The sequence below is a fragment of the Streptomyces sp. NPDC127197 genome, assembly GCF_042672405.1.
Classification (GTDB): domain Bacteria; phylum Actinomycetota; class Actinomycetes; order Streptomycetales; family Streptomycetaceae; genus Streptomyces; species Streptomyces flavusporus.
The window spans coordinates 13321-25301 of record NZ_JBHXVG010000026.1 but is presented as its reverse complement, the minus strand read 5'-3'; the positions used below and the strand labels follow the sequence as shown (position 1 = coordinate 25301).

The window sequence follows — 11981 nt, the reverse complement described above, 5'->3', positions numbered from 1 at the left end:
ACCTTGAGGGCTCACTCCGCGATGCCCACCACCAGCCAGATGAACGCCGCCCCCGCGACCGTGCACAGCAGCGTGGAGCGGGCGGGGTGTTCGTGGTGGGCCTCGGGCAGGATCTCGGCGGCGGCGAGGTAGAGCAGTGCGCCGCCGAAGAAGCCGAGGTAGGCGCCGAGCAGCGGCTCCGGGATGGCGAAGAGCAGGGTCGAGGCCGCGCCGGCGACCGGTGCGGCCGCGGCGGCGAACAGCATCGTCAGCGCCCTGCGGCGGGCGTTCCCGTACAGGCGGGTGAGGGTGTACGTGTTGAAGCCGTCCGCGAAGTCGTGGGCGATCACCGCGAGCGCCACGGCCACGCCCATGCCGCCGCCGACCTGGAAGGCGGCGCCGATCGCCACGCCGTCCATCGCGCTGTGCCCGATCAGCGCGGCCGCCGCCGTCAGGCCCACCTCCGGGGTGCGGTCGGCGCGGCGGGCAGCGAGCAGGCGTTGCACCAGATGGGCCAGCAGGAAGCCGGCCACGAAGAGGAGCAGGGCGGCCGGTACGCCGTAGAGCTCGGTGTCCGCCGCCGCCAGTGCCTCCGGCAGCACGTCCAGGCCGACGACGCCCAGCATCAGGCCGCCGGCCAGGCCCAGCACCAGGTGCCGGCGGGCGGTGACGCGCAGGGCCGTCCAGCCGCCCGCCAGCGTCATCAGGAACGCGCCGAGCGCGACGAAGACAGCCATGCGCCCTTGCTATCGGATCGACGGGCGTGTGCGCACTCCCCTCGCTCGAGGGGACCCCGATGGCGTCACCAGCCGCAGTACTCGTAGGACTTGTAGGAGAGGACCGATTTCCCATGGCCGATGCCCCCACCGGCAAGGTGACCTTCGTCGGTGCCGGCCCCGGCGCCGCCGATCTGCTGACGTTCCGTGCCGCGCGCGCCATCGCCGAGGCCGATGTCGTGATCTGGGCGGCGAGCCTGGTGCAGGCGGAGGTCCTCGAGCACGCCCGGGAGGGCGCGGAGATCCTCGACTCGGCGACGATGTCGCTGGAGGACGTGGTCGCCGTGTACGAGCGCGCGCACGCCGAGGGCCTGCAGGTGGCCCGCATCCACTCCGGCGACCCGGCGCTGTGGGGCGGCACGCAGGAGCAGCTCGACCGGTGCGCCGAGGTCGGTATCGCGACCGAGGTCGTACCCGGTGTGTCGTCGTTCTCGGCGGTGGCCGCGCTCGCGCAGCGGGAGCTGACCATCCCGGAGGTGGCGCAGTCGGTCGTCCTCACCCGGCTCGGCGGCGGCAAGACGCCGATGCCGCCCGGGGAGGAGGTGCGCGAGTTCGCCAAGCACGGCACGACCATGGCGGTCTTCCTGTCGGCGGCCCGCAGCGGGCAGCTGGTGCGGGAGCTGCTGGAGGGCGGCTATCCCACGACCACCCCGGTCGTCGTCGCCTACCAGGCGACGTGGCCGGAGGAGCTGGTCGTGAAGTGCACGATCGGCACGCTGGAGGAGACGGTCAAGGAGCACAAGCTCTGGAAGCACACCCTCTTCCTGGTCGGTCCGGCCCTCGACGCGCACGGCACCCGCTCGCACCTGTACCACCCCGGTCACTTCCACGGCTACCGCAAGGCCGACCCTGAGGCCCGCCGGGCGCTGCGCGAGCGGGGTGCGAGCACGTGATCACCGTAGTCGGTACGGGGACGGGGGCCGCGCTCGCGGACGACGTGGCCGCCGGGGCGGAGCTCGTCGTGGGCGGGCGACGGCATCTGGGCGCCGTACGGCTGCCGGAGGGCGCCGAGCGGATCGTGCTCGGGCCGCTGGCGCCCGCGCTGGACACCATCGAGGAGTACGTCGCCAAGGACCGGCCGGTGGTCGTGCTGGCCTCCGGGGATCCGGGGTTCTTCGGGATCGTACGGGCGCTTGCGGAGCGGTTCGGGGCGGAGCGGCTGGACGTGCGGCCCGGCGTCTCGTCCGTCGCCGCCGCCTTCGCGCGGATCGGGCTGCCCTGGGACGACGCCGTGGTGGTCAGCGCGCACGGGCGGGAACTTCGGACGGCGGTGAACGTGTGCCGGGCCCGGCCGAAGGTCGCCGTGCTGACGGGGCCCGGCGCCGGTCCGGCCGAGTTGGGGGTCGCGCTGCTGCACAGTGAGCGCGTCCTGGTCGTCGCGTCCGCGCTGGGCGATCCGGAGCGGGAGCGCGTGGAGCGGGTGACGCCCGCCGAGGCCGCGGCGCGTGACTGGGGTACGGCCGTGAGTGTCGTGCTGTGCCTGGACGAGACGCGTGCGCTCGGCGCTGTACGGACGGTTGCCGGGCCTCCCGCCGCTCCCCCCGGATGGGCGCTGGACGAGGCCGGGTTCGCCCACCGCGACTCGATGATCACCAAGTTCGAGGTGCGGGCGCTGGCCCTGGCCCGGCTGGGTCCCCGCCTCGGCGACCTGGTGTGGGACGTGGGCGCGGGCTCCGGCTCGGTGGCCGTGGAGTGTGCGCGGCTCGGCGCGGCGGCCGTCGCCGTGGAGAAGGCGGCGGACGGGGTGGAGCGGATCCGCGCCAACGCCGCCGCGCACGGCGTGGACGTGCACGTGGTGCACGGGTCGGCGCCGGACGCGCTGGCGGACCTCGCCGACGACCCCGACGCGGTGTTCGTCGGCGGCGGGGGGCGCGAACTGCCCGCCGTCGTCACCGCGTGCGCCCGGCGCGCCCGGCGCACCGTGGTCGTCGCCGTGGCCGCGCTGGACCGGGTGCCGGCCGCGCGCGAGGCGCTGACGAGCGCCGGGTTCTCCTGCGACGGGGTGCTGTTGCAGTCGTCCCGACTCGCGCCGCTGCCGGGGGACGTGACCCGGCTCGCGGCGACCAACCCCGTATTTCTGCTGTGGGGCGTGCGGCGTCCCGCCTGTTCTGAAGGAGTTACCCAGTGATCGGCCTCATTTCCGCCACCGCGGCGGGGGCGGCGGCGCGGGACCGGCTGGCCGCGGCGTGGCCGGACCGCACGCGTGTGTACGACGGACCCGCGGGGGACGCCGTGCGGCGGGCGTTCGCCGAGTGCGGGCAGTTGGTGTGCTTCCTGGCGACCGGGGCGGTCGTCCGGTTGGTCGCGCCGCTGCTGGGCGACAAGACGTCCGACCCGGGCGTGGTCTGCGTCGACGAGGGCGGGCGGTACGCCGTGTCGCTGGTCGGCGGGCACGGCGGCGGCGCCAACGAGCTGGCCCGCGAGGTGGGTTCGGTGCTCGGTGCCGAGCCGGTGGTGACGACGGCGACCGACGCCGTCGGGATCGCGGGCCTGGACACGCTCGGGCTGCCGGTGGAGGGCGATGTCGCCGCCGTGTCGCGGGCGCTCCTCGACGGGGAGCCGGTGGCGCTGCGGGCGGAGGTGGCGTGGTCGCTGCCGCCGCTGCCGGTCGCCGAGGACGGGCCGTACGCGATCCGGGTGACGGACCGTTCGGTGGAGCCCGCCGCGCGGGAGGTCGTGCTGCGTCCGCCGACGCTGGTGGTGGGCGTCGGCGCGTCCAAGGGGGCGCCCGTGGCAGAAGTGCTTGACGTGATCGAGGGCGCTCTGCGGGACGCGGAGCTGTCGGTGGCGAGCGTCGCCGAGCTGGCCACCGTGGAAGCCAAGGCGGAGGAGCCCGGCATCGTCGAGGCCGCCGCCCGGCTGGGGGTGCCGCTGGTGACGTACGGCGCGGAGGAGCTGGCCCGTGTCGAGGTCCCCAACCCGTCCGACGCGCCGCTCGCCGCGGTGGGCACGCCGTCGGTAGCGGAGGCGGCCGCGCTGGTCGGCGGGGGCGAACTGCTCGTACCGAAGCGGAAGTCGGCGGGCCGACCCGCCATGGCGACCTGTGCCGTCGTACGGCGGCCAGGGCGCGGCCGGCTCGCGGTGGTCGGGCTCGGGCCGGGCGCCCGGGACCTGCTGACCCCGCGCGCCAAGGCGGAGCTGGAGCGGGCGTCGGTGCTGGTCGGGCTCGACCAGTACGTCGGTCAGATCCGCGATCTGCTGCGGCCCGGCACCCGGATCCTGGAGTCCGGTCTTGGCGCGGAGGAGGAGCGGGCGCGCACGGCGGTCGCCGAGGCCCGCAAGGGGCAGGCGGTGGCGCTGATCGGCAGCGGGGACGCGGGCGTGTACGCCATGGCCTCCCCCGCGCTCGCCGAGGCGTCCGACGACATCGACGTGGTCGGCGTGCCGGGCGTGACGGCGGCGCTGGCGGCCGGGGCGATCCTCGGGGCGCCGCTCGGCCACGACCACGTCTCGATCAGTCTGTCCGATCTGCACACGCCTTGGGAGGTCATCGAGCGGCGGGTGCGGGCCGCGGCCGAGGCGGACATCGTCGTGACGTTCTACAACCCGCGCAGCCGGGGCCGCGACTGGCAGCTGCCGAAGGCGCTCGGCATCCTCGCCGAGCACCGGGAGCCGACGACGCCGGTCGGTGTCGTACGCAACGCGTCGCGGGCGGACGAGTCGAGCCGGCTGACCACGCTGGGCGCGCTGGACCCGGCGACGGTCGACATGATGACGGTCGTGACGGTGGGCAACACGGCGACCCGCGAGATCGCAGGCCGCATGGTGACGCCGCGCGGCTACCGCTGGCAGGCATCACAGGAGGGCGCCCAGTGAACCGTGTGGTCCATCCCATCGAGCAGGAGTCCTTCCGGCGGCTGCGCGCCCGTCTGGACACCTCGCACTTCCCGCCGCTGACCCGGGCGGTGGTGGAGCGGGTCATCCACTCCGCCGCCGACCTCGACTACGCGACCGACCTCGTCATGGACGAGGCCGCGTTGGAGACGGCGTACGCCGCGCTGCACGCCGGCGCGCCCGTCGTCGTGGACGTCGAGATGGTCGCCGCCGGCATCACCCGCCGGGAGACCGTCTGCCAGCTGAAGGACGCGAAGGCCGGTCCCGGGCTGACCCGTTCCGCGCACGCCATGCGGCTGGCGTACGAGCAGGTCGGGCCCGGCGCGCTGTGGGTGATCGGCTGTGCGCCGACCGCCCTGGAGGAGCTGCTGACGCTGGACGCCGATCCGGCGCTCGTCATCGGCCTGCCCGTCGGTTTCGTCGGGGCGGCCGAGTCCAAGGCCGCGTTGCGCGAGAGCGGGCTGCCCGCCGTGAGCAACGTGTCCGAGAAGGGCGGGTCGGCGGTCGCCGCCGCCGCGCTCAACGCCCTGCTGTACCACCGTTCCTAAAGACTGAACGGGAGTGAGTCCTGTTGCCAGAGCTCATGCTCAGCCGCGTGCCCCGAACGGTTGTGGGCACACTGGTCCCCCGCTTTCGCTCCGCATCCAGCGCCGACGGATCGTGTCCGCGGTCCGGGAATGCGGGGGCGGGTTTCCTCACGCCCCAGGACACTCGATGCGGCCTGGACGGTCCGATGCCCCACAGCATCACTCTGGTGCTGTGGGGGCGGTGCCGTCCGTCGCCGGATCGGGTACCCCAGGGCGCGCCTTCCGATCGCCACGGCGGCGGTGTCGTGGCGGGTGGTCTTGCGTGTCTCCGTGGTCAGGGGGTGCTTCCAGTGCTGGGCGCCCCAGCGGGACGTGTAGGCCGGATCGACGGCCACGACAGTGATGCCGAACTCCGCGGCCATGGACACCAGTCTGCTACGCAGCTTTGCAGTGGGCAGACCGGAGACCAGTCGGCGGAACCGCTTTTGCCGCCCGTGCTTCTCGCGGGTGTTGTCCGCGGTGAAGTCCAGGTTCTCGATCGCGATGGACAGGCCGTGGCGCTTGGCCCAGTGCAACAGGCGGATGAGGGCATGCCGCACCTGGGCGTCGCGATGCGGTGCCTCGCCGGTCAGGTCGTAGTCGAACCTGCGAGGTTCGCCGACCGGGTTGCCGTGGGCGTCCAGGCGCCAGGCAGCGAGATGGTCGGCGTTGGTGTCCACGCCGATCAGCCCGGCAGTCCTGGCAGCCTCCAACGTCACGATCCTCACCGACGGGGTCTGCCAGGAAGCCGTCAGGTACCAGCGGTCAAGACCCACGTCGTAGTGAATGCGGTAAGCCACGGCGCGGTTCGCGGTGATGCGGTCGGTCCACTGCTCGCCCCGGTGCCGGAAGCCGATCCGGCAGGCAAGCACGTACCGGCCGTTGGGCGCATTCGCCAGGGCGGCCAGCTGCGCCGGAAGCTTGATGGTCACCTCACCATCCGGGGTGACACGGATCGTCTCGTTCCCGAACCGCCTCCCCGACTCGCCGTCCGCCTGAAGGAATCGGCGCTCGGCCTGCCACTGGCGCCGCCACTGTTCCTCGGTCAACTGGGCGGCTTCCAGATGGTGCCGCATGCGCAGCAGCTTCTTGCCGCCGCGTGCCACCCGCACACGTCCGGCCTCGTAATCGGCCCGTTCCTGCTTCAGCCGGTCCTCCAGCAGGTGCAGGCGCCGGGATTTGGTAAACCACTCCGCCTGGGAGCGATAACCGCCAGGCAAACCCTGGGAGCCCTTGGCTCCGATCGGCAGCGACAGCCGACGCCTGACCATGTCGACACCTGCCTGCAGCATCTGGATGCGGGCCAGCTGGCTGCGCCTGGCCAATGCCCATTGGTCGTGCGTCGCTTTGGTAATGCTCCCTGCCCAGCGGGAAGAGGACTCCTCGGTCAATACCCGCTTGCGCCGCGCCCACTGGTCATTGTCATGGTCGAGTCCGGCCGCGCAGCGGTCCTTCAGGTCCCGGGAGGCCAGGGAGCCGAGCAGGTCACCGACCAGGCACAGGACCTTCGCGTCCTGCCCGGACAGGCCCTTGAGGCCGGCACGGATCGTAACCCCGGACGGGCCGGGCACCACGAACGGCGCCGCCACCTCGCGCAGCCCACCCATGTCCCATCCCCCGCAGGATCCCGAAAATGCCGTCATCACACCCCAACGAGCGCTTCCCTCAGAGGTCACGCATTCGACACAAGAACTCTCGTTCCCTCCAAGGCCCGCGCACCGTCGTCGACGGGCTCACCTACGCACACCAGAACACGCCCGAGACCTGTCAGCCGACGGCAGATCATGCCCACTCCGAAGGAGACCCTGTGACCACCCCGCCGCCCGCCCTGCTCATCGCCGGTCACGGCACCCGGGACGACGCCGGGGCCGAGGCGTTCCGCGACTTCGTACGGGAGCTGGGCCGCCGCCACCCCGACCTGCCCGTCGCGGGCGGCTTCATCGAGCTGTCCCCGCCCCCGCTGGGCGATGCCGTGACCGAACTGGTGGAGCGCGGGGTACGGCGGTTCGCCGCCGTTCCGCTGATGCTGGTGTCCGCCGGCCACGCCAAGGGGGACATCCCGGCGGCGCTGGCCCGCGAGAAGGAACGGCACCCGGGGATCTCGTACTCCTACGGGCGTCCGCTGGGCCCGCACCCGGCGCTGCTGAGCGTCCTGGAGCGGCGGCTGGACGAGGCGCTGGGGACCTCCGGGCGCAGCCCGCGGGACCGGGCCGACGTGACCGTGCTGCTGGTCGGCCGGGGGTCGACGGACCCGGACGCGAACGCCGAGGTGCACAAGGCCGCGCGGCTGCTGTGGGAGGGGCGCGGGTACGCCGGGGTCGAGACGGCGTTCGTGTCGCTGGCGGCGCCGGACGTGCCGAGCGGGCTGGACCGGTGTGTGCGGCTGGGGGCCAGGCGGATCGTCGTGCTGCCGTACTTCCTGTTCACCGGCATCCTGCCGGACCGGGTGCAGATGCAGGCGGAGGGCTGGGCGGCCGCGCACCCGGAGGTCGAGGTGCGCTCGGCGGACGTCATCGGGCCGGAGCCGGAGCTGCTGGACCTGGTGATGGAGCGGTACGAGGAGGCGGTGCAGGGGGATCTGCGGATGAACTGCGACTCGTGCGTGTACCGGATCGCGCTGCCCGGCTTCGAGGACAAGGTGGGGCTGCCGCAGCAGCCGCACTACCACCCCGACGACGACGGTCACCACCATCACGGCCACCACCACGGCGGGCACGCCCACTCCCATGCGCACTGAGGGCGACGCGCACGACCTGCGGCACCACGGGGACGCCGAGGTCCGGGACGAGGGACGGTCACTGGTCGACCTGGCGGTCAACGTGCGCGCCGGCACACCGCCCGCGTGGCTGCGGGAGGTGATCGCCGGGTCGCTCGGCGGGCTGGCGGCCTACCCGGACGGGCGTTCCGCTCGGGCTGCGGTGGCGGCCCGGCACGGTCTCGCACCGGACCGGGTGCTGCTGACGGCGGGCGCGGCGGAGGCCTTCGTGCTGCTCGCCCGGGCCCTGAAGGTCAGTCAGCCGGTCGTCGTGCACCCGCAGTTCACGGAGCCGGAGGCGGCGCTGCGGGATGCGGGCCACACCGTCGACCGGGTGCTGCTGCGCGAGGAGGACGGCTTCCGGCTGGATCCGGGGGCGGTGCCCGAGGACGCCGACCTGGTCGTGATCGGCAACCCGACCAACCCGACGTCGGTGCTGCACCCGGCCGACGCCATCGCCCGACTGGCCCGTCCCGGGCGGACGTTGGTGGTCGACGAGGCGTTCATGGACGCCGTGCCGGGTGAGCGGGAGGCGCTGGCCGGGCGGACGGACGTTCCCGGGCTCGTGGTCCTGCGCAGCCTGACGAAGACCTGGGGGCTGGCCGGGCTGCGCATCGGATACGTGCTGGCGTCCCCGGAGACCATCGCCGGCCTCGAACGCGCCCAGCCGCTGTGGCCCGTGTCCACGCCGGCGCTGGCCGCCGCAGAGGCGTGCGTGGGACCGCAGGCCCTGGCGGAGGCCGCACACGCCGCGCACCGCATCGCCGCGGACCGGGCCCACCTCGTGGCGGGGCTCTCCGGGATCGCCGGACTGCAGGTCGTGCAGCCCGCCGAGGGGCCCTTCGTCCTCGTACGGCTGCCGCGGGCCGCCGTCGTACGCCGGCACCTGCGCGACCTCGGGTACGCGGTGCGGCGCGGGGACACCTTCCCCGGGCTGGGCGAGGAGTGGCTGCGGCTGGCGGTCCGGGACCGGGCGACGGTCAGCTCGTTCCTCCGGGCGCTGGAGCAGGCGGTGACCCGGGCGGACCGCTGAGCGGGGGCACTCGCTCCCGGGTGCCGTCCGGGAAGCGGATCTCCACGGTTCCGTCGGCGTCGACCGTCGCGCCGGCGCCTGTGCGCAGAGCGTGCGGATCGGCGCTGAGCATCACGAGGGTGACCAACAGGCCGGCGCCGTCGGGCCGCTGAAGAACAGGCGTCGCCGAGTGGTGTCCGCAGGCATTGGTCCCGACGGCCTGCGCGACCGTGCCGTCGGCACCGCTCCAGCCGTACAGCCCGACGATCGCGCTGGTCAGACCGTCGGCGCGGCGGGCCAGCGCCCAGCCGGGCCCGGTGCGGGCGACCGGCGGCGCGGTGTCGTCGGCCACGGACCAACCGCCCTCGCGCACCGGCGCGTCGGGCGGTACGTCGAGACGGTGCACCCGCACCTCCCACGGGCCGTTCACCACGCTGACCGTCTCGATGCGATGGCCGCCGCCGGCCTGCCAGGAGGCGGCGCGGCGGCCCTCGGCACCGAGGGGGTGGATACGGCCGCGCGGAGACGGTGTGCTGTCCGCGGACAGGACGGCGATGTGGTTGTCGGGGCCCGGTGTCTCGGGGGCCGTGGCGCTGGAGTAGGCGAGCCTCGCGTAGTGCGGGCTGTCCTCGGCCGTGGCGGGCGGGGGCGGCAGCCGGTCACTGCCGTGGTTGACCAGCCGTACGATCCCGTCGGCCGCGGTGGAGTGCAGCAGCCAGCCCGGTGCGGGCAGGGCCAGGCACACGTCCGTGGTGTCCACGGGGGCCGGTTCCTCGGGCGCCGTCCACACGGGGTGGTCCGCAGGCAGGAGCAGACCGAGGAAGGCCTTGCTCGCCCAGTACGGGGAGGCGGGGCCGGAGTACCGCTGGGTCACGCCGAGGAACGGTCGGTACCAGCCCAGCGTGAGCAGGCCCCGCTCGTCCGGCGCCCCGCGCTCGGCGAAGTGCTTCAGCGCGCCCGAGGCGAGGCGACGGGTGCGGCCCGGCGGCAGCGGCGTGGCGTCGGCGAGCGCGCCCGCCCACAGGGGGGCGGTGGTGGCGAAGCGGTAGGTGAGAGAGCGGCCCTGGTGGACCGGGGCCCCGTCGGAGCCGAAGAAGTGCTGGTGGACGGCGAGGAATTCGCGCAGGCGCGCGCGATGCCGGGCCACCGTCTCCGGGTCCGCCCGCGGGCCCGCGATCCGCGCCCACAGCACCGGATACAGATGCAGCGCCCAGGCGTTGTAGTAGTCGAACTTCCGGCCGTCGCCGTCGGTGTACCAGCCGTCACCCCGGTACCAGTCGTCGAGGCGGGCGAGCCCGGCGTCGATCTCGGCCCGACTGTGCGGGGCACCGACGGACGCGAGGAACTCCTCGGTGATGACCTGGAACAGCCGCCAGTTGGAGTCGTTGGCACGGGCGCCGACAAAACCGCCGAGCCAGTCGGTGACCTGCTCGCGCACACGGTCGTCGAGGTGGTCCCACAGCCAGGGGCGGGACTCGTGCAGGGCGATGGCGATGGAGGCGGCCTCGACCATCGGCTGGGCTCGGTCGGTGATGGGCGGCCAGTGTTCCCCGTCGTGCGGGTCGGTGCCGGCGGCGAGTCCGGTGGCGTACCGCTCGATCAGTCCGGGACCGACTCGTCCGCCCGAGCCCGCGATGCGGAACGCGGCAAGCAAGAAGGAACGCGCATAGCCCTCCAGCCCGTCCGACCAGGGCCCGGAATGGCTGGCCGGCCCCGGCAGCCGGTACTGCGCGAACCCCGGCGAGGCATACGGCAACAGCCCGTCGAGCAGCCGGTCGGCGACCGCCTCCCAGTGGGCATGGGTCCAGCCGGTGATCGGCGAGAGGAGAGGGTCGAGTTCGGGCAGGCGCGTAGGGTCGGGGAGCGACACATACGGGGCGCTCATACGGGGTTGGGTCCTCCTTGAGTCGGATGGCGCCGCTTCTTGAGAGGCGCGGGAACAGCGCCCGTAAGGGGCGCGGGGAACTGCGCGACCAGCCACGAACTACCTGCAGTCGTCTACGGCGCTCCCAGCGAAGCGACGCTACGGCGCACAACGATGTGCGTACCGAGCAGATGGTGATTCCCACCGGATTGCTCGGGATCACGCAAAGCGATACGCACGGCGGCACGACCAAGCTCCTCCGCAGGAGTACGCACCGTGGTGAGCGGCGGATTGAAATCCTCGGCCAGCGGAATGTCGTTGTACCCGACAACAGAGATGTCATCGGGAACGCTCAGCCCAGCGTCGGCAATCGCGCGGAGCGCCCCCGCAGCGACCATGTCGTCCCCCGCGAACACGGCCGTGAACTCCCGCGTCTCCTTGAGCAGTTCGGTCATCGCACGCAGCCCGGCCGCACGCCCGAGCCCACAGTCGACCACGCGGCCGGCGCTCCGCGGCAGCCCATGCTCGGCGAGCGCCGCCCGATACCCGGCGACGCGGGCGTCGAGTGCCGTGTTGCCGGGCAGTCCACCGAGGAACACGATCCGCCGGTGCCCGGCGGACAGCAGGTACCCGGTGATCGCCCGCGCCCCCGCCTCGTTGTCGAACTCGACGACCAGCGCCGGAATATCAGGATCCGGCGCCGGTCGCCCACACAGCACGAGCCGGCCCCCGGAGGAGTCCAGCGCCTGCGCATAGTGAGCGACGCGCGAGCGATACGCGTCGTCCTCGACGACGCCGCCGACCAGGATCACCAGCCGTGCCCCCTCCTCCCGCATCAGCTGCACGAACTCCATCTCGCGCTGCGGATCCCCGCCGGTCGCGCCGACCACGCACAGCCAGCCCCGGTCGGCGGCCTCCGCCTCCACGCCCTCGGCGACCTGGGCGTAGAACGGGCTGGTGACCTGGCGGACGACGACCGCGGCCATCTTCCGGCCGCCGCCCACCAGCGCCCGCGCATGCGCGTTGGCGACGTAGTCGAGGTCGCGGGCGGCACGCAGCACACGGGCCCTGGTCGCCGTGGGCACCGGGTGGTTGCCGCTGAGCGCACGGGACGCGGTGGCCATGGACACGCCGGCCCGTTCGGCGACGTCGCGGATCGTGACCCGCCGTTTGGCGCCCATGTCGTTACCCATCC

The 11981-nt window shown here is 73.6% G+C and carries 10 protein-coding genes; 6 read left to right on the top strand and 4 right to left on the bottom strand.

What is annotated here, in order from left to right; genetic code table 11:
• Positions 1 to 11: 11 nt before the first annotated feature.
• Entirely contained in the window at positions 12 to 716 is a 705-nt protein-coding gene (locus ACFVJQ_RS31890; protein WP_385789044.1) for a ZIP family metal transporter, read from the bottom strand.
• Between the two features lie 113 nt (positions 717 to 829).
• Here ACFVJQ_RS31890 and cobM point away from each other — a divergent pair, with 113 nt between their 5' ends.
• The 4 genes from cobM to ACFVJQ_RS31870 are packed head-to-tail and all read left to right on the top strand — an operon-like array spanning position 830 to position 5137.
• Positions 830 to 1648 (top strand): precorrin-4 C(11)-methyltransferase, encoded by an 819-nt coding sequence (cobM, locus tag ACFVJQ_RS31885; protein ID WP_224739761.1) that lies wholly within the window; start codon positions 830 to 832, stop codon positions 1646 to 1648.
• On the top strand, positions 1645 to 2883 hold the full coding sequence (gene cbiE / locus ACFVJQ_RS31880) for a precorrin-6y C5,15-methyltransferase (decarboxylating) subunit CbiE (RefSeq protein ID WP_385509093.1): 1239 nt from the start codon (positions 1645 to 1647) through the stop codon (positions 2881 to 2883). The genes cobM and cbiE overlap by 4 nt, the downstream gene beginning before the upstream one ends.
• The gene (gene cobJ, locus ACFVJQ_RS31875; RefSeq protein WP_385509094.1) at positions 2880 to 4571 is read left to right on the top strand and encodes a precorrin-3B C(17)-methyltransferase; all 1692 of its coding nucleotides are present in this window, start codon (positions 2880 to 2882) and stop codon (positions 4569 to 4571) included. The genes cbiE and cobJ overlap by 4 nt, the downstream gene beginning before the upstream one ends.
• Positions 4568 to 5137 (top strand): precorrin-8X methylmutase, encoded by a 570-nt coding sequence (locus tag ACFVJQ_RS31870; RefSeq protein WP_385509095.1) that lies wholly within the window; start codon positions 4568 to 4570, stop codon positions 5135 to 5137. Before cobJ ends, ACFVJQ_RS31870 begins: the two co-directional genes overlap by 4 nt.
• Here ACFVJQ_RS31870 and ACFVJQ_RS31865 read toward each other — a convergent pair.
• Positions 5134 to 6762 (bottom strand): IS200/IS605 family accessory protein TnpB-related protein, encoded by a 1629-nt coding sequence (locus ACFVJQ_RS31865; RefSeq protein WP_385509096.1) that lies wholly within the window; start codon positions 6760 to 6762, stop codon positions 5134 to 5136. The genes ACFVJQ_RS31870 and ACFVJQ_RS31865 overlap by 4 nt on opposite strands.
• A 200-nt stretch (positions 6763 to 6962) precedes the next feature.
• Here ACFVJQ_RS31865 and ACFVJQ_RS31860 point away from each other — a divergent pair, with 200 nt between their 5' ends.
• Together ACFVJQ_RS31860 and cobC are read left to right on the top strand one after the other, a co-directional pair.
• On the top strand, positions 6963 to 7892 hold the full coding sequence (locus tag ACFVJQ_RS31860; RefSeq protein WP_385509097.1) for a sirohydrochlorin chelatase: 930 nt from the start codon (positions 6963 to 6965) through the stop codon (positions 7890 to 7892).
• Positions 7882 to 8943, top strand: a complete 1062-nt coding sequence (gene cobC / locus ACFVJQ_RS31855; protein ID WP_385789041.1) for an Rv2231c family pyridoxal phosphate-dependent protein CobC — start codon at positions 7882 to 7884, stop codon at positions 8941 to 8943. The genes ACFVJQ_RS31860 and cobC overlap by 11 nt, the downstream gene beginning before the upstream one ends.
• Here cobC and ACFVJQ_RS31850 read toward each other — a convergent pair.
• Positions 8891 to 10807: a DUF2264 domain-containing protein gene (locus ACFVJQ_RS31850; protein WP_385789040.1), complete on the bottom strand. Its 1917-nt coding sequence runs from the start codon at positions 10805 to 10807 to the stop codon at positions 8891 to 8893. The two genes, cobC and ACFVJQ_RS31850, sit on opposite strands and share 53 nt — an antisense overlap.
• Positions 10808 to 10920: 113 nt before the next feature.
• Entirely contained in the window at positions 10921 to 11967 is a 1047-nt protein-coding gene (locus tag ACFVJQ_RS31845; RefSeq protein ID WP_385789126.1) for a LacI family DNA-binding transcriptional regulator, read from the bottom strand.
• Positions 11968 to 11981 lie beyond the last annotated feature (14 nt).

Coding starts and splice junctions, on each gene's coding strand:
- ACFVJQ_RS31890 (WP_385789044.1), bottom strand. CDS start 716: ATGGCTGTCTTCGTCGCGCTCGGCGCGTTCCTGATGACGCTGGCGGGC.
- cobM (WP_224739761.1), top strand. CDS start 830: ATGGCCGATGCCCCCACCGGCAAGGTGACCTTCGTCGGTGCCGGCCCC.
- ACFVJQ_RS31865 (WP_385509096.1), bottom strand. CDS start 6,762: ATGGGTGGGCTGCGCGAGGTGGCGGCGCCGTTCGTGGTGCCCGGCCCG.
- cobC (WP_385789041.1), top strand. CDS start 7,882: ATGCGCACTGAGGGCGACGCGCACGACCTGCGGCACCACGGGGACGCC.
- ACFVJQ_RS31850 (WP_385789040.1), bottom strand. CDS start 10,807: ATGAGCGCCCCGTATGTGTCGCTCCCCGACCCTACGCGCCTGCCCGAA.
- ACFVJQ_RS31845 (WP_385789126.1), bottom strand. CDS start 11,967: ATGGGCGCCAAACGGCGGGTCACGATCCGCGACGTCGCCGAACGGGCC.